The 16,307-nt window shown below is 69.1% G+C and carries 16 protein-coding genes; 9 read left to right on the forward strand and 7 right to left on the reverse strand.

Going from position 1 to position 16,307, the window contains the following annotated elements; translation table 11 throughout:
• Window positions 1-2 precede the first annotated feature (2 nt).
• Genes BRW65_RS05835 through nuoN form a run of 5 tightly spaced genes read left to right on the forward strand, consistent with a single transcriptional unit; the run spans window position 3 to window position 6,144 of the window.
• On the forward strand, window positions 3-791 hold the full coding sequence (locus BRW65_RS05835) for an NADH-quinone oxidoreductase subunit J (RefSeq protein WP_139272896.1): 789 nt from the start codon (window positions 3-5) through the stop codon (window positions 789-791).
• Window positions 788-1,087, forward strand: coding sequence for an NADH-quinone oxidoreductase subunit NuoK (gene nuoK / locus BRW65_RS05840; RefSeq protein WP_007168303.1), 300 nt, complete (start codon window positions 788-790; stop codon window positions 1,085-1,087). Before BRW65_RS05835 ends, nuoK begins: the two co-directional genes overlap by 4 nt.
• Before the next feature lie 10 nt (window positions 1,088-1,097).
• Window positions 1,098-2,984, forward strand: coding sequence for an NADH-quinone oxidoreductase subunit L (gene nuoL, locus BRW65_RS05845; protein ID WP_073872236.1), 1,887 nt, complete (start codon window positions 1,098-1,100; stop codon window positions 2,982-2,984).
• Complete coding sequence (locus tag BRW65_RS05850; protein ID WP_167374001.1) at window positions 2,981-4,558, forward strand: NADH-quinone oxidoreductase subunit M; 1,578 nt, start codon at window positions 2,981-2,983, stop codon at window positions 4,556-4,558. Before nuoL ends, BRW65_RS05850 begins: the two co-directional genes overlap by 4 nt.
• On the forward strand, window positions 4,555-6,144 hold the full coding sequence (gene nuoN, locus BRW65_RS05855) for an NADH-quinone oxidoreductase subunit NuoN (RefSeq protein WP_073872240.1): 1,590 nt from the start codon (window positions 4,555-4,557) through the stop codon (window positions 6,142-6,144). The genes BRW65_RS05850 and nuoN overlap by 4 nt, the downstream gene beginning before the upstream one ends.
• Window positions 6,145-6,146: 2 nt before the next feature.
• Here the strand turns inward: nuoN and BRW65_RS05860 are convergent, their stop codons facing one another.
• The 5 genes from BRW65_RS05860 to BRW65_RS05880 form a co-directional block, all read right to left on the reverse strand.
• Window positions 6,147-6,611, reverse strand: a complete 465-nt coding sequence (locus BRW65_RS05860) for a hypothetical protein (RefSeq protein ID WP_073872363.1) — start codon at window positions 6,609-6,611, stop codon at window positions 6,147-6,149.
• Window positions 6,604-7,815, reverse strand: a complete 1,212-nt coding sequence (locus BRW65_RS05865; RefSeq protein ID WP_073872243.1) for a DUF58 domain-containing protein — start codon at window positions 7,813-7,815, stop codon at window positions 6,604-6,606. The genes BRW65_RS05860 and BRW65_RS05865 overlap by 8 nt, the downstream gene beginning before the upstream one ends.
• Before the next feature lie 61 nt (window positions 7,816-7,876).
• Window positions 7,877-8,848, reverse strand: a complete 972-nt coding sequence (locus tag BRW65_RS05870; protein WP_073872245.1) for an AAA family ATPase — start codon at window positions 8,846-8,848, stop codon at window positions 7,877-7,879.
• A complete protein-coding gene (locus BRW65_RS05875) occupies window positions 8,845-9,327 on the reverse strand; it encodes a hypothetical protein (RefSeq protein ID WP_073872247.1) in 483 nt (160 codons plus the stop codon). The genes BRW65_RS05870 and BRW65_RS05875 overlap by 4 nt, the downstream gene beginning before the upstream one ends.
• A complete protein-coding gene (locus BRW65_RS05880) occupies window positions 9,324-10,271 on the reverse strand; it encodes a DUF4129 domain-containing protein (protein WP_073872249.1) in 948 nt (315 codons plus the stop codon). Before BRW65_RS05880 ends, BRW65_RS05875 begins: the two co-directional genes overlap by 4 nt.
• Window positions 10,272-10,404: 133 nt before the next feature.
• Here BRW65_RS05880 and BRW65_RS05885 point away from each other — a divergent pair, with 133 nt between their 5' ends.
• Window positions 10,405-11,802: a 13E12 repeat family protein gene (locus BRW65_RS05885; RefSeq protein ID WP_073872251.1), complete on the forward strand. Its 1,398-nt coding sequence runs from the start codon at window positions 10,405-10,407 to the stop codon at window positions 11,800-11,802.
• A 40-nt stretch (window positions 11,803-11,842) separates the two neighbouring features.
• A complete protein-coding gene (locus BRW65_RS05890; RefSeq protein ID WP_073872253.1) occupies window positions 11,843-12,445 on the forward strand; it encodes a class I SAM-dependent methyltransferase in 603 nt (200 codons plus the stop codon).
• An 11-nt stretch (window positions 12,446-12,456) separates the two neighbouring features.
• Here the strand turns inward: BRW65_RS05890 and BRW65_RS05895 are convergent, their stop codons facing one another.
• Complete coding sequence (locus BRW65_RS05895; protein WP_073872255.1) at window positions 12,457-13,329, reverse strand: SDR family NAD(P)-dependent oxidoreductase; 873 nt, start codon at window positions 13,327-13,329, stop codon at window positions 12,457-12,459.
• Window positions 13,326-13,928 (reverse strand): TetR/AcrR family transcriptional regulator, encoded by a 603-nt coding sequence (locus BRW65_RS05900; RefSeq protein WP_073872257.1) that lies wholly within the window; start codon window positions 13,926-13,928, stop codon window positions 13,326-13,328. The genes BRW65_RS05895 and BRW65_RS05900 overlap by 4 nt, the downstream gene beginning before the upstream one ends.
• 90 nt (window positions 13,929-14,018) lie before the next feature.
• Between BRW65_RS05900 and BRW65_RS05905 the strand changes: the two genes are divergently transcribed.
• Window positions 14,019-15,155 (forward strand): phosphotransferase family protein, encoded by a 1,137-nt coding sequence (locus BRW65_RS05905; protein WP_073872365.1) that lies wholly within the window; start codon window positions 14,019-14,021, stop codon window positions 15,153-15,155.
• Complete coding sequence (locus BRW65_RS05910) at window positions 15,155-16,270, forward strand: hypothetical protein (RefSeq protein WP_073872259.1); 1,116 nt, start codon at window positions 15,155-15,157, stop codon at window positions 16,268-16,270. Before BRW65_RS05905 ends, BRW65_RS05910 begins: the two co-directional genes overlap by 1 nt.
• Window positions 16,271-16,307: the final 37 nt, after the last annotated feature.

A 16,307-nucleotide genomic window follows, 5' to 3' on the forward strand; every position in this document is an offset into this window, starting at 1 on the left:
TCCTGGCCGCCAATCTGGCTTCCGACACCATCGTCCGCACGTCCACCGGTGAAGCGGTGGCGTTCTGGGTGCTGGGCGCGCTGGCGCTGATCGGCGCGATCGGGGTGGTGCTCGCGGTCAACGCCGTCTACTCGGCGATGTTCCTGGCGATGACGATGATCATCCTGGCGGTGTTCTACATGATCCAGGACGCGCTGTTCCTGGGTGTCGTCCAGGTCGTGGTCTACACCGGCGCGGTGATGATGCTGTTCCTGTTCGTGCTGATGCTGATCGGCGTGGACTCCGCGGAATCCCTGAAGGAGACGCTGCACGGCCAGCGCATCGCCGCGGTGCTGGCCGGGATCGGCTTCGGCGTCCTGCTGATCGCCGCGATCGGCACCGCCGCGAAGGGCGGCTTCGCGGGCCTGACCACCGCCAACGCCAACGGCAACGTGGAAGGGCTTGCGGCGCTGATCTTCTCCCGCTACCTCTGGGCCTTCGAACTCACCAGCGCCCTGCTGATCACCGCGGCCATCGGGGCGATGGTCCTGGCCCACCGCGAGCGCTTCGAGCGCCGCAAAACGCAGCGGGAGCTGTCGCAGGAGCGATTCCAGCCCGGTGGGCACCCGACCCCGATGCCCAGCCCCGGCGTCTACGCGCGCCACAACGCCGTCGACGTGGCCGCGCTGCTGCCGGACGGGTCGTACTCGGAGCTGTCGGTGTCGCCGATCCTGCGCAGCCGCGGCGCCGACGGCAAGGCAACTCCCTCGCGTCAGGCGACCCCCTCCCTCCCACAAGGCGGCACCTCGTGAATCCGGCTAATTACCTCTACCTTTCGGCCCTGCTGTTCACCATCGGCGCCTCGGGCGTGCTGTTGCGACGCAACGCCATCGTCATGTTCATGTGCGTCGAGCTGATGCTGAACGCGGTCAACCTGGCGTTCGTCACGTTCGCGCGGATGCACGGCCACCTGGACGGGCAGATGATCGCGTTCTTCACGATGGTGGTGGCCGCGTGCGAGGTCGTCGTCGGACTGGCCATCATCATGACGATTTTCCGTGCCCGCAAATCGGCGTCGGTGGACGACGCCAACCTACTCAAAGGCTGACAACGCCAACATGACTCACTACACCTGGCTGCTGGTGGCGCTGCCGCTCGCGGGTGCCGCGATCCTGTTGTTCGGCGGGCGACGCACCGACCCGTGGGGCCACTGGCTGGGCTGCGCCACCGCGCTGGCGGCGTTCGGCGTGGGCCTGAGCCTGCTGAACGAACTGCTCGGCCGCGGCGCCGACGACCGGGTCATCCACCAGACGGTGTACACCTGGATCCCCGTCGGCCAGCTGCAGGTGGACCTCGGCATGCAGATCGACCAGCTATCGGTGTGTTTCGTGCTGCTGATCTCCGGCGTCGGGTCGCTGATCCACATCTACTCGGTCGCCTACATGGCCGAAGACCCCGACCGCCGACGGTTTTTCGGCTACCTCAACCTGTTCCTGGCCTCGATGCTGTTGCTGGTGGTCGCCGACAACTACGTCGTGCTCTACGTCGGCTGGGAAGGCGTGGGTCTGGCCTCCTACCTGCTGATCGGGTTCTGGTACCACAAGCCCACGGCGGCCACCGCCGCCAAGAAGGCGTTCGTGATGAACCGCGTCGGCGACGCGGGGCTGGCGCTGGGAATGTTCCTGATGTTCAGCACCTTCGGCACGCTGTCCTACGCCGGGGTGTTCGCCGGGGCGCCCGCCGCGAGCCGCGGCGCGCTGACGGCGATGGGCTTGCTGCTGCTGTTGGGCGCCTGCGCCAAGTCCGCGCAGGTCCCGCTGCAGGCGTGGCTCGGTGACGCCATGGAGGGCCCCACCCCGGTATCCGCGCTGATCCACGCCGCCACCATGGTGACCGCCGGCGTCTACCTGATCGTGCGGTCCAACCCGCTCTACAACCTGGCGCCCGATGCGCAAACCGCCGTCGTGATCGTCGGCGCCGTCACGTTGCTGCTCGGTGCGTTCATCGGCTGCGCGAAGGACGACATCAAGCGCGCGTTGGCGGCATCCACGATGAGCCAGATCGGCTACATGGTGCTGGCCGCCGGCCTGGGGCCGGCCGGCTACGCGTTCGCGATCATGCATCTGCTCACCCACGGCTTCTTCAAGGCCGGGTTGTTCCTCGGCTCCGGCGCGGTGATCCACGCGATGCACGAGGAACAGGACATGCGCCGCTACGGCGGTCTGCGCAAGGCCCTGCCGGTCACGTTCGCCACGTTCGGTCTCGGCTATCTGGCGATCATCGGCGTGCCGCCGTTCGCCGGCTTCTTCTCCAAGGACGCCATCATCGAGGCCGCGCTGGGCGCCGGCGACGCCCGTGGTTACGTGCTTGGTGGCGCCGCGCTGCTGGGCGCGGGCGTCACCGCGTTCTACATGACGCGCGTGATGCTGATGACCTTCTTCGGCCAGAAGCGTTGGGGCCCCGGCGCCCATCCCCACGAGGCGCCCGGCCTGATGACCTGGCCGATGATCCTGCTCGCCGTCGGCTCGGTGGGCTCGGGTGGGCTGCTGGCCTGGCGGGGCACCTTGGCGCGCTGGCTCGAGCCGGTCGTCGGGAAACACGAAGAGGTGACCCACGCCTTGCCGGTGTGGGTCAGCACCGCCCTAGCGCTGGGCGTCGTCGCCATCGGCATCGCGGTGGCCTACCGGTTGTACGCCACCGCGGAAATCCCTCGGGTGGCCCCGCTCGCCGTGTCACCGGTCACGACGGCCGCGCGCAGGGACTTCTACGCCGACGCCTTCAACGAGGAGGTGTTCATGCGCCCCGGGGCCGAACTCACCCAAGCGCTTGTCGACGTCGACAACGCGGGTGTGGACGGCTCGGTGAACGCGCTGGCCGCCCTGGTGGGCCGGACTTCGAATCGCCTGCGGGGGCTGCAAACCGGCTTCGCCCGCAACTACGCATTGTCGATGCTGACGGGCGCGGTCCTGGTGATCGCGCTGATCCTGGCGGTGAAACTGTGGTGAACAACCTTCCGTGGCTGAGTGTCCTGTGGCTGTTGCCGCTGGCCGGCTCGGTGCTCGTCATCCTGCTGCCGCCGGGGCTGCGCCGGCTCGCGAAGTGGACGGGCCTGGTCTTCGGTGTCCTCACGCTGGCGGTCGCGGTCGTCGTCACCCTCGGCTTCAAGTCCGGTGGCAGCACTTATCAATTCGTCGAAAGCCATTCCTGGATCCCGGCATTCGGTGCCACCTACTCCCTGGGCGTGGACGGCATCGCCGTGGTGCTGGTGCTGCTCACCGCGGTGCTGATCCCCGTGCTGCAGGTGGCCGGCTGGAACGATGGTGGCGAGCGCAGCCCGCGCGGCGTGCACGCCTACGTGGCGCTGACGCTGGCGATCGAGTCGATGGTGCTGATCTCCGTGGTCGCGCTCGACGTGCTGCTGTTCTATGTGTTCTTCGAGGCGATGCTCATCCCGATGTACTTCCTGATCGGGGGCTTCGGCGGTGGCGCGGGCAGGTCACGCGCGGCGGTGAAGTTCTTGCTGTACAACCTGTTCGGTGGGCTGATCATGCTGGCCGCGGTGATCGGGCTGTACGTGGTGACCGCGCAGCACGGTTCGGGCACCTTCGACTTCCGCGAGATCGTGGCCGGCGTCGCCTCCGGCCGCTACGGCGCCGACTCCGCGGTGTTCAAGGCGCTGTTCCTGGGCTTCATGTTCGCGTTCGCCATCAAGGCGCCGCTGTGGCCGTTCCACCGCTGGCTGCCCGACGCCGCGGTGGAGGCCACCCCAGCGACCGCGGTGCTGATGATGGCCGTCATGGACAAGGTCGGTACCTTCGGCATGCTGCGCTACTGCCTGCAGTTGTTCCCGGGCGCCTCAACGTATTTCCGTCCCCTGATCATCGTTCTGGCCGTCATCGGGGTGATCTACGGGGCGATCGTGGCCATCGGGCAGACCGACGTCATGCGCCTGATCGCCTACACCTCCATCTCCCACTTCGGGTTCATCATCCTGGGCATCTTCGTGATGACGAGCCAGGGGCAGAGTGGGTCGACGCTGTACATGCTCAACCACGGCCTGTCCACGGCGGCGGTGTTCCTGATCGCGGGATTCCTGATATCCCGGCACGGCAGCCGGAAGATCGCCGACTACGGCGGGGTGCAGAAGGTGGCGCCGGTCCTGGCGGGCACGTTCCTGGTCTCGGCCATGGCCACCCTGTCGTTGCCCGGCCTGGCGCCGTTCATCAGCGAATTCCTGGTGTTGCTGGGCACATTCAACCGGTACTGGCTGGCCGCCGCGTTCGGTGTCACCGCGCTGGTGCTGTCCGCCATCTACATGCTCTGGCTCTACCAGCGCATGATGACCGGACCGGTGGCCACCGGCAACGAGAAGATCGGTGACCTGCGGGCGCGCGAATTGATCGTGGTCGCACCGTTGATCGCGCTGTTGTTCGTGCTCGGCGTCTACCCGAAGCCGGTGCTGGACATCATCAACCCCGCCGTCGAGAACACCATGACCACGATCGGCCAGCATGATCCCGCCCCGACCGTGCCGGCGGTCAACCGCGTACCCCGGACAGCCGAAGGACCGCGACGATGACGCTCCCCACCCCCAGCATCGAGTACTTCCTGCTCTGCCCGACACTGATCGTGTTCGGCGTGGCGGTGGTGGGAGTTCTCGCGGAAGCGTTCCTGCCCAGGCGGGTTCGTTACGGCGCGCAAGTGACGTTGGCCCTGGCCGGTCTGGTCGCGGCGTTCCTGGCGACCGTGGAGGTGGCCGAGTCGACTCCGGTCTCCGGCCGCGCGACGGTGCTGGGCGCCATGGCCGTCGACCGGACCACCCTGTACCTGCAGGGCACGGTGCTGCTGGTGGCGGTGCTGGCGGTGATCTTCATCGCCGAACGCACGCAGGCCAAGGCGGAGAGCAAGGTTGCCGCGGGTGTGGGAGCCGCCCGGCCGGCCGGGCTGGATTCGTTCACCCCGCAGGCCTCCGCGGTTCCGGGCAGCGACGCCGAGCGTGACGCCGAACGGGCCGGGGCCGCGCAGACGGAGCTGTTCCCGCTGTTGATGCTGTCCGTCGGCGGCATGATGGTGTTCCCGGCGTCCAACGACCTGTTGACGATGTTCGTTGCGCTCGAGGTGCTTTCGCTGCCCCTGTATCTGATGTGCGGCCTGGCCCGGCATCGGCGCCTGCTGTCGCAAGAGGCGGCGATGAAGTACTTCCTGCTGGGCGCGTTCTCCTCGGCGTTCTTCCTCTACGGCGTGGCGCTGCTGTACGGCGCGACCGGGACGCTGCTGCTGACGGGCATCCGGGACGCGCTGGCGGCGCACGGAGACACCTCGATGGCGCTGGTGGGCGTCGCGCTGCTCGCCGTCGGCCTGCTGTTCAAAGTGGGTGCGGTGCCGTTCCATTCGTGGATTCCGGACGTCTACCAGGGCGCGCCCACCCCCATTACCGGGTTCATGGCGGCGGCCACCAAGGTCGCTGCCTTCGGCGCCCTGCTCCGCGTGGTCTACGTCGCGCTGCCGCCGCTGCACGATCAGTGGCGACCGGTGCTGTGGACGATCTCGATTCTCACCATGGCGGTGGGGACCATCACCGCGGTGAACCAGACCGACGTCAAGCGCATGCTGGCCTACTCGTCGGTCGCCCACGTCGGGTTCATCCTCACCGGCGTCATCGCCGACAACCAGGCCGGCCTGTCGTCCACCCTGTTCTACCTGTTGGCCTACAGCTTCAGCACCGTCGGCGCCTTCGCCATCGTGAGCCTGATTCGCGACGCCGACGGCGTCGAGGACGCCACGCTGTCGCACTGGGCGGGGCTCGGGCAGCGCTCACCCATTGTGGGCGTGATGTTTTCGATGTTCCTACTGGCCTTCGCCGGCATCCCGCTGACGAGCGGTTTCGTCAGCAAGCTCGCCGTGTTCAAGGCCGCGGCCCAGGGTGGCGCGGCGCCGCTGGTGATCATCGGTGTGGTCGCCAGCGGGATCGCCGCGTACTTCTACGTGCGGGTGATCGTGTCGATGTTCTTCACCGAGGCGACCGACGACACCCCGCACGTGGTGGCGCCCGGGATTCTGAGCAAGGCGGCGATCGCGGTGTGCGCCGTGGTCACCGTGGCGTTGGGCATCTTCCCACAGCCGCTGCTCGACCTGGCCGATCAGGCCGCCCAACTGCTGCACTGAGCTCAGCTCAGGAACGGGCGCACGGCCAGCACGTAGACCGCCAGCGCCGCCAGCGGCGCGATCAACGGCAACCACGGCAATTGCAGCGGGAACGACGTCGCGACCAATCCGGCGAACGTAAAGCTCACGGCCCCAACGACCGTCGGCCAGCTGCCCAGCACCGCCCCGGCCGACGCGCCGGCCGCGTGGCGGCAGACCAGGTACGCGGCCGCGGATAGCCCGGACAGCGCGACGAACACCAACGGCGGGTCGGACAGCGCGATGGTGGCCACCGACAACAACACGGCAAGCGTTGCGGCAGGGCGAAATACCGCTCCCCCGAGCACCGCGATCAGCGCCGCCACCCACGCGGCCACCGCCGGTCCCTGCGCGCCGTCGGCGGCCAGGGCCACCGTCAACAGCCCGAACGCGACCGAGAACACCGGGGCCCACAGCCGCGGCAGCGCGCCCGCGTCGCCGCTAGACACGGAGCCGGCCCCGCACCCGCCGGCGGCGGTCCGGCAGCACACCCATGGATTGCTCCAATCCGCCGTCCTGATGCCACAACACGATGTCGACGCCGACGGTGGCCATGTCGCGGTACATGGCGGAGCGCTGCAGCGCCCACATCCGGTTCACCAGGGGATCCTGTTCGACCTCGAACGGGGTGCTGTCGAGGATGTCGACGGCGATGACGACATGGCCGCGCCTGCGCAGATCGATCAGCGCGAGCGCGAATTCGGTATCCAGCAACGTGGAGAACGCGATGACGATCGCGCCGGCGGGAACGGCCGCGCGGGGCGCCAACGTGCCCGTGGTGCTTTCGAATCGATCGCCGGCGCCGAGCACCGTGTCGAGCACCCGATAAAACTGGCGCTGCCCGATGTCGGCGCCCAGCCAGCGCGGGTGGTTGCCGCCCAGGGCGACGATCCCCGCGCGATCACCGTGCCGCAAGGCGGTCTGCACGACCTGCGCGGCGCCGCGCACGACGCGCTCCGTGGCGGCGGTCGCCGGGCCCGCCGGTTGCCGGTACGTGTCGATCAGCACCACCACGTCGGCGGCACGGTCGGTCAGGCGCTGCGTGACATGCAGCTGGCCGCGGCGCGCGCTCACCGGCCAGTTCACCGCGCGCAGTTGGTCTCCCGGCACGTAGGCGCGGATGTCGGCGTACTCGACGCCCGGGCCGATATGCCGGGTGAGGTGGGCACCCAGGCGGTCGAGCAACTCGGTCTGCGGGATGGGCGTCGACTGCGGCGGCGTCAACGGAAACACGATGACTTCCGCGGCGTCCACTTTCGCCGACCCGGACAGCAACCCGCCCCGTGCGACCGCGTCCACCCGGGCCCGGACGAAGTACCGGCCCCAGCGTTGGGCCGTCGCCACAACCGTTTTGGCGTCCCGGGAATCGGCGTCGAGAACGTCGAGCCGCATCCCCTCGACGGGGGGTATCGCCACCTCGACCGCGGAGGTTCCCGCTGCCTCGCCGTCCTCCGTCGCCCAGATGCGCAGCCGCGCCCGGTCGTCTTCGAAGCAGCGCTGCGAGTCGGGGTCGCCGTGCACGCGGACCGTCGGCACGGGTCGTTGCCAGCTGATGGAGCACAGCACGCCGAGCAGCGGTGCCGCGAACGCGATCAGCTGCCAGCGCGCGCCAATCACCGCGGCCGCCAGCGCCAACCCCGCGCAAGTCGCCATGGCCCGCGTCAATGGTGATGCGCGCCAGCGGAATTCGACTTCGCGGGCGGTCACGCCGCACTCATCCGGAGCCGCCCTGGCCCGTCCGTGGCACCGGCAGCCGGCGCAGCAACTCACCGACGACGTCGGCGCCCTGAATTTTTCGCACCCACATTTCCGGGCGCAGGGTGATCCGGTGTGCGACCGCCGGGACGGCGAGCGCCTTGACGTCTTCGGGGATCACATAGTCGCGGCCGAGCAAAAGCGCGCGGGCGCGGGCGAGTTGGACCAAGTCGAGTTCGGCGCGCGGGCTGGCGCCCACCGCCACCTGCGGATGATGCCGGGTGGCGTTGGCCAGCGCCACCACGTAGTGCAGCACGTCTTCGTGCACGGTCACCTGCTCGACCGATTCCCGCATGGCCAGCAGGTCGTCCGCATCCACGACCTGGTTGACGGTCGGCTCGTTCGACCCGCGGTCGAGGCGGCGGCGCAGCATCGCGGCCTCGTCGCGCTCGGAGAGGTAACGCAGTTCCAGGCGGATCGCGAACCGGTCGAGCTGCGCTTCCGGCAGCGGATAGGTGCCCTCGTACTCGATCGGGTTGTCGGTCGCGAGCACGATGAACGGCTTTGGCAGCCGGTGTGTTTCGCCGTCGATGCTCACCTGGCCTTCGGCCATCGCCTCCAGCAGCGCCGCCTGCGTCTTGGGCGGCGTGCGGTTGATCTCGTCGGCGAGCAACAGGTTGGTGAAGATGGGTCCGGGCCGGAAGGCGAAACGGCCCGATTGCATGTCGTAGATCGTCGAGCCGAGCAGGTCCGCCGGCAACAGGTCCGGGGTGAACTGCACGCGGGTGAACTGCAGACCCAGCGCGGCGGCGAACGACCTGGCGATCAGCGTCTTGCCCAGGCCGGGCAGGTCCTCGATCAGAACGTGGCCCCGCGCGAGCACCGCGGTGAGGATGAGGGTGAGCGCGGAACGCTTGCCCACCACCACCCGCTCGATCTCGTCGAGCACCGCCTCGCAGTGCGCTGTGGTCGTTGCCGCCGGCAGCGTCATACCTGTTCCAACTTTCGCAGGATCTCTTCCAGCGCCGCACGGCCGGGACCGGGCCGCCGGTCACCGGTCAGCGCGACGTTGTTCGGGTTGACCCACTCCCACAGTTCGGTCCCGAAGAGCATCTGACCACTGGCCTGATACGCCACCGGGTCTTTGGATCGCCGTTCGCCCGTGGCCATTTCGTATCTGCGCGCGAGCATGGGGCGCAGATGCCGGTCCCAGTCCACCCGGGTGGACTCCGACCAGCGGATCGTCGTCTCGGTGTTGGACAGCCACCGGCGCAACGAATCGCCGAGGTCGTCGGGCTCCGCTTCGCCCTCGAACTGCATTCCGCGCCCGAGCACGCGACGGACGGTGAGCAACACCAGGGCCAGCGCGCCACCGGAGGCGGCCAACACCAACCGCCGATCGCCTTGTATCAGCGCCAGCAGCTCGATCCCGACGATCAAGCAAACGCCAAGGGCCAGAGTCTTTTTCATGCGGGAATCCGGGATCGCAGTTCGTCGAGGACCAACTGAAGAACGCGCACCGCCACGTCGCGGTGACCCTCGTGCATGACGTGCGGGCTGAAGCGCGCCTCGGCGAACAGGCTCACCAATTGCACGGCGTTGTCGGAGCGCAGCGCATGGTGCTCGACCGCCCGGGCCAGCACCTCGGTCGGGGTGTCGAACTCCTGCGGGGCGGCGCCGGGCACATGGGCGAGTTCGCGCTCCATCGCCGCGTAACAGGCGATGATCGCCTCGCGCGGTTCGCGGCTCAGGTCGGTCATCTCGGCAAGCCCGCGTTCGGCCGCCCGCGCCAGCGATTCCGAACGGGTCGGCGGCGCCGGCGATTCCACAATGCCCTCGGCGAGTGTGACCGTTGTCGCCGCGCGCCCCCGGCGCCTCGACATGACGACCGTCCCGGTGGCGATGATCAACATCGTCGGGACGGTCGCGGCGAGCAGGATGCCGAACATGTCCCCGTTCGGCGGGTGTGGCCGCCGCGGCTGCGGGGCGTTGGCATGCTCGCCGGACGGGGCGCCGGTCGCCGGTTGGGGCGGCGCCTGGCCGACGCCGTGGGACGGCAGCAGGCGGGACCCGACCAGCACGATCAACAGCCACGCGATGATGACCGCCAGCCCGATGAGCACGACGCGCCAGCTCGGCCTGCCCGTGCCGGTGCCAAGCATCTCGGACAGCTGGCCGGCCTGCGGGGCCGCCGCGCGCGGGTCCCGCAACCGCGCGATGACGGCAATCGCCACCAGGGTGAGCGCCGCCCCGAGGATCGCCACCACGAATATCAGCGCCGCACCGCTGCCGGCGGGTTCGCCGCGCGGCCCGCGCTGGGAGGCCGGCAGATAACCGCGGAGGGCGGCCGAGACGACGAGCAGCAGCACGATCAGGGCGACGGCCCGCCCCGTGGCCTTGTCCACACCAGGCATTGGCACACCACTCGACCGGTTGGCTTTGCCTCATCCTGGCACGTCAGGCCCGACGTTATCCACAGTCCGCGATTCATCCACAAAACCCGATTCCGAGGGTGGTATTCGAATATGTGTTCGATAACGTGGAGGGATGGGTTTCCGGATGAGCGCCGAACAGGCACGAGAACGGATCGCCGCCGCCCTCGACGCGATCGACGCGGCCGAGGGCGTGCTGCGGCAGACCCCCTCGGACGTGGTCGGCACCGATTTCCGGCTCGCGGTCGCCGAACGGCTGGAGACCCAGGAGCGCACCAATCGAGGGCTGATGTACCGGTTCTTCGCGGAAATCGCCGATCCGCCCGACGGGGGCGGGTTAGTGCCTGCGGTCCGCGACGGGCTGTGGGCGCGGCTGCGCATCACGCCCAATGAGATCACTCGCCGGTTCCGGGTCGCGGCTCGGATCCGGCCGCGGCGCTCGCTGACCGGGCCGCCCGTGCCGCCGGAACTACCGGAGCTGGCGGCCGCGGTGGCGGCGGGTGCGGTCGGCGAGGACCACATCAGGGCGGTATGCGCGGCCGTGGATGTGCTGCCCGCCCGCGTGTCGCCCCTGGATGTGGCGGACGCCGAGCACGCGCTGGTGCAGCATGCGACCAAACTCGACGCCGGGGTCGTCGCCAAGCTCGGACGGCGGATCGCCGACCACCTCAATCCCGATGGTCTCTTCAACGACGAGGACCGGGCTCGCCGACGCCGATTACATCTGGGCCCACAGGGGCCCGATGGCATGTCGCGGCTGGTCGGCCTGCTCGACCCCGAGGCCCGCGCCTGGTTCGAAGCCGTCGAAGCGGCCGTGCGGCCCGGGCGCCATCAACCGGACGGCGCGGGCAACGACCCGGAGGCCCGCGACCGGCGGACACCGGCCCAACGCTGCCACGACGCGTTCAAATGGGGCCTCGAGACCGCCGTCGCCTCCGGCCGGCTCGGCACGCACCGCGGTCACCCCGTGACGGTGGTCGTCACGACCACGTTAGCCGAACTCGACCGCGCCGCACACGCGGTAATCGACTCGTCGGTTCCGATGCCGGCGCCGGCCGGAACGGGCGGCGATTCGAGGCTGCCGATGCCCGACCTAATTCGGATGGCAGCCAAGGCAATTCATTACTTGGCGGTTTTCGACGATCACACCGGCCGCCCGCTGTACCTGGGTCGGCAGAAACGCCTCGCCACCGCCGACCAGAGGCTCATCTGCTATGCCCGCGACCGCGGTTGCACGCGGCCCAACTGCCTCGAACCCGGCTACCACTGCGAGGTGCACCATTGCCCGGACTGGGCGGACGATGGCCAAACCGACGCGGACAAACTGTTCTTCGCATGCGGGTGCGACCACGCCGCGGCGAGCCGGGGCGACTGTCGCACCGAGGTCGCCGACGACGGGCGGCTCGCCTGGACGGATGGCAGCGGGCCAGCCGAGGTGAACCACGCTCACCACCCGGACGAGCTCCTCCGCGGCGATCCCGACCCACCCGAGGAAACCCAGCCGGGGTGCTGAGCTGCTCGCCAAGCGGGACGCCCGGTGAGACACTCAGCGGGTGCCGCCGCATCGGGACGTCGCCGCATTCGACGAACGCGCCGCCGGCTACGACCGCGGCTGGCGCGGGCGGCTGCACCACGAAATCGCCGACCGCACCGCGCACCTGGCCGTGGCGACCGTCACCGCTCCCGAGTACGTGCTCGACGTCGGATGCGGCACGGGCTACCTGTTGGGGCTGCTGGCCCGCCGCTACCCGAATGCCAAACACCTCAGCGGGATCGACCCCGCCCCGCAAATGGTCGCCGTCGCAAGGACTCTCGCCCGCGACCCGCGGTTGAGCTTCAATCGCGGAGCGGCCGAAGAGATCAACTACGCCGACCGCGTCTTCGATCTGGTCGTCAGCACCACCTCATTCGATCGCTGGTCCAACCAACTGGCCGGGCTCACGGAGTGCGCGCGGGTGTTGCGGCCGGGCGGACGCCTGGTGCTCGTCGACCAGTTTTCGTTGTGGCTGCCAACCCTCGCCGTCGGCCGCCGGGGCAAGGCCCGCACCCGTCGCCGCGCCGAACGCTTGCTGCTGCAGGCGGGATTGCGGTCGCCGAAGTGGCAGCGCCTGCATGCCGTGATCGTCAACGCCGTCACGGCCACCAAGCCCGGCTAATCCAGGCCCGGCTAATCGAGTTGGAAGGGCCGGAAGCTGCCGTCGAGCACCTGAAGATGGCCGATCGTGCGTCCCGTCACCTTACCGGGATCGACCAACGCCAATTCGACTGCCGCCTCGGCGAATTCGTCGGCGCCGGCGGTGTCGTCGAACTCGGGGGCATAGTAGGCCAGCCCCGGAGTGAGGATCGGTTTCGACGGTGACAGGGCATTCACCGCGATCTGGTGATCGGCCAGATCGTAGGCCGCGCACTGGGTCAGGTGCTCGAGCGCCGCCTTGGACCCGCCGTAACCCGGCAGCACCCCGCCGGCGCGGTCCGGGTACGGCCCGTCGCCGGGAATCCTCGACGCGACCGAGGTGATGTTGATGATCGCCCCGCCACCCGCTTCGATCATGTCGGGGCAGACCAGCTGCATCAGCTCGTAGGCGGCGAACACGGCGATCTCGAAATGCCTGCGGTAGGCGGCCAGCGGGATGCTGACAAACCCCGGCCACCCGGGCTTGGCGGCGCCGCCGGCCGGTTTGGCGGACTTGGTGCGCTGCTCGGCGCCCGGCGTCGGCGGGCGGCCGGGCGCGGTGAAGGCCGCATTGTTGACCAGAATCGTGATGGGCCCCAAAGCATCTCGCGCGCTAGCCACCAGTCGGCCGATGTCGTCCCGTTCGGTCAGGTCCGCGCGGACCGCCACCGCGCGCCCTCCCGCCGCCTCGATGTCGGCGGCCGTCTCGCCTATGGTCCCCGGCAACCGCTCGTCCCACACCTGCTCGGTGCGCCCGGCCACCGCCACGGCCGCGCCCTCGGCCGCCAGGGCCAACGCGATCGCCCGCCCCAGCCCGCGGCTGGCGCCCGTGACGATCGCCGCCCGCCCCGACAGGCGCCCAGTCATCGCGTCACCCCGTGCACCACGATGGTGGTCGTCTGCTCCACCCACGCATCATCGAGCTCGTCCTCCGGGCGCAGCAGCATGCGCAGCATCGTCGCGCCCCCAATCAGCTCGATCAGCCGGTCCGGGTCCACGTCGGGATGGGCTTCGCCCCGGTCGACGGCGTCACTCAGGCGCACCCGCACCGTCGCGAACAGGTCCGCGAAGCGGGACATCACCCTGGCGTTCAACGCGGGATCGGCCGTCATGTCGGCCACCAACCCGGGCAGGGCGGCGCGGACCACCGGGGTGGTGAAGACGTCGCGGGTCGCCTCGATCATCATGCGGATGTCGGCGGCGATGTCCCCGGCCGGCGCCTCGAGCGCGGTCGGCGCCACCGGAAAGGCCGCCTCGTGCACCAGTTCGGCCTTGCTCGACCACCGCCGGTACAGCGCGGACTTCGTGGTTCCCGCCCGCTCGGCGACCGCCGCCAGGCTCAGGTTTGAATAGCCCATTTGGACAAGCAGTTCCGCGGTGGCCGATAGGATCGCCGAGTCGATACGCGGGTCCCGCGGGCGGCCGGCACCGGGGGCCTTGTCAATGGCGGACGGGTCTGCTTTCATAACGCTACCTACCGTATCGTAATTGCCGCGCCGAAGTCTCAAAGACAACTAAGTCTCAAGAGAACGAAGTCTCAAAGAATGGAGGCACCCGTGGCCAACGAACCCGTGCTCGACAAGGTCGACCGGCTTCAGCGCTCCAGCCGAGATGTCACGACGTTGCCCGCGGTGATGTCGAAGTGGCTGTCGACCGTGCTGCCCGCCGGTGCGAACCCGGAGGTCACCGTCGAGAGCGGTGTCGACTCGACGGGCATGTCGTCGGAAACGATCATCCTCTCCGCTCGCTGGCGGCAGGACGGCGGGCCCGTCGAGCAGAAGCTGGTGACCCGGGTCGCCCCCGCCCCCGAAGACGTGCAGGTCTTCCCCACGTATCGGCTTGACCACCAGTTCGAGGTGATCCGTAGGGTCGGCGAACTCACCGACGTCCCGGTCCCGCCGGTGCGCTGGCTCGAGCCGACCGGCGAGGTGCTGGGCACGCCCTTCTTCGTGATGGACTACGTCGAGGGCGTGGTGCCACCCGACGTCATGCCCTACACGTTCGGCAACAACTGGTTCGCCGACGCCCCCGCGCAGCGCCAGCGCGAACTGCAGGACGCCACGGTGGAGGTGCTGGCCAGACTGCACGCGATCCCCAACGCCGAGAAGACATTTGGGTTCCTCGCCGACGGCCAACACGGCGACACCGCGCTGCGCCGGCACTTCAACTGGGTGCGGTCGTGGTACGACTTCGCGGTGCCCGACATCGGCCGCTCGCCGCTGCTGGAGCGAACCTTCGCGTGGCTGGAAGACAACTGGCCGGACGCGGCCGCCGCGGCCGAGCCCGTCCTGCTCTGGGGAGACGCCCGGGTGGGCAACGTGTTGTACCGAGACTTCTCCCCGGTGGCGGTGCTGGACTGGGAGATGGTCACGCTCGGGCCGCGTGAGCTCGACGTGGCGTGGATGATCTACGCCCACATGGTGTTTCAAGAACTGACCGGTCTGGCCGGGCTGCCCGGCCTGCCGGATGTGATGCGCGAGGACGACGTCCGCGCCACCTATCGGCGACTGACCGGTGTGGAAGTGGGCGACCTGCGCTGGTTTTACGTCTACTCGGGCGTCATGTGGGCCTGCGTGTTCATGCGCACCGGCGCGCGCCGGGTGCACTTCGGCGAGACCGAGCAGCCCGAGGACGTCGAGTCGCTGTTCTACCACGCCGGATTGATGCGCCGTTTGATCGGAGAGGACCACTAATGCTCGGACCGCTCGACGAGTTCCCGGTACATCAGATCCCCCAGCCGATCGCGTGGCCGGGCTCCTCGGACCGCAACTTCTACGACCGCTCCTACTTCAACGCCCACGACCGCACCGGAAATATCTTCGTCATCAGCGGCATAGGCTACTACCCCAACCTCGGCGTCAAGGACGCATTCTTCCTCGTCCGGCGCGGGGACATCCAGACCGCGGTACACCTGTGTGACGCCATCGACCAGGACCGCCTCAACCAGAGGGTCAACGGCTACCTGATCGAGGTCATCGAGCCGCTGCACAAACTGCGGCTGGTCCTCGACGAAACCGAAGGCATCGCAGCCGATCTCACCTGGGAAGGGCTGTTCGACGTCGTGCAGGAGCAGCCGCACGTCCTGCGGTCCGGCAACCGGGTGACGCTGGACGCGCAGCGGTTCGCCCAGCTGGGCAGCTGGAGCGGCCGCATCGCCATCGACGGCGAGGAGCTCGCCGTCGACCCCGCGACCTGGCTCGGCAGCCGCGACCGGTCCTGGGGCATCCGGCCGATCGGCGAACCGGAGCCCGCGGGGCGGCCCGCCGACCCGCCGTTCGAGGGCATGTGGTGGCTCTACGTGCCGATGGCGTTCGACGACTTTGCGATCGTGCTGATCATCCAGGAGGAGCCCAACGGCTTCCGCTCGCTCAATGACTGCACCCGGATCTGGCGCGACGGCCGCGTCGAGCAGCTGGGCTGGCCGCGGGTCAAGATTCACTACCGCTCCGGGACGCGCATCCCCACCGGCGCGACGATCGACGCCACCGCCCCCGACGGCACGCCGGTCCATTTCGACGTGGAGTCCAAGCTGCCGGTGCCCATCCACGTGGGCGGCGGCTACGGCGGCGACTCGGACTGGCTGCACGGCACCTGGAAGGGCGAGAAGTTCGTCGAACGCCTGACCTACGACATGACCGACCCGGGAATCGTCGCGCGGTCGGGTTTCGGCGTCATCGACCACGTCGGCCGGGCACTGTGCCGCGACGGCGACCGCGAGCCCGTGGAGGGCTGGGGACTCTACGAGCACGGCGCGCTGGGCCGCCACGACCCGTCGGGTTTCAAAGACTGGCTGACCGTCGCCCCCTAACAGCCCGGGCATTCGCCGTACGAGATCCCAAGAAGTG

The organism is Mycobacterium paraffinicum, from assembly GCF_001907675.1.
In the GTDB taxonomy this organism is placed as follows: Bacteria; Actinomycetota; Actinomycetes; order Mycobacteriales; family Mycobacteriaceae; genus Mycobacterium; species Mycobacterium paraffinicum_A.

Coding starts and splice junctions, on each gene's coding strand:
- nuoL (WP_073872236.1), top strand. CDS start 1,098: ATGACTCACTACACCTGGCTGCTGGTGGCGCTGCCGCTCGCGGGTGCC.
- BRW65_RS05910 (WP_073872259.1), top strand. CDS start 15,155: ATGCTCGGACCGCTCGACGAGTTCCCGGTACATCAGATCCCCCAGCCG.
- BRW65_RS05880 (WP_073872249.1), bottom strand. CDS start 10,271: ATGCCTGGTGTGGACAAGGCCACGGGGCGGGCCGTCGCCCTGATCGTG.
- nuoN (WP_073872240.1), top strand. CDS start 4,555: ATGACGCTCCCCACCCCCAGCATCGAGTACTTCCTGCTCTGCCCGACA.
- BRW65_RS05895 (WP_073872255.1), bottom strand. CDS start 13,329: ATGACTGGGCGCCTGTCGGGGCGGGCGGCGATCGTCACGGGCGCCAGC.
- BRW65_RS05870 (WP_073872245.1), bottom strand. CDS start 8,848: ATGACGCTGCCGGCGGCAACGACCACAGCGCACTGCGAGGCGGTGCTC.
- BRW65_RS05885 (WP_073872251.1), top strand. CDS start 10,405: ATGGGTTTCCGGATGAGCGCCGAACAGGCACGAGAACGGATCGCCGCC.
- BRW65_RS05900 (WP_073872257.1), bottom strand. CDS start 13,928: ATGAAAGCAGACCCGTCCGCCATTGACAAGGCCCCCGGTGCCGGCCGC.
- BRW65_RS05865 (WP_073872243.1), bottom strand. CDS start 7,815: ATGGCGACTTGCGCGGGGTTGGCGCTGGCGGCCGCGGTGATTGGCGCG.
- BRW65_RS05875 (WP_073872247.1), bottom strand. CDS start 9,327: ATGAAAAAGACTCTGGCCCTTGGCGTTTGCTTGATCGTCGGGATCGAG.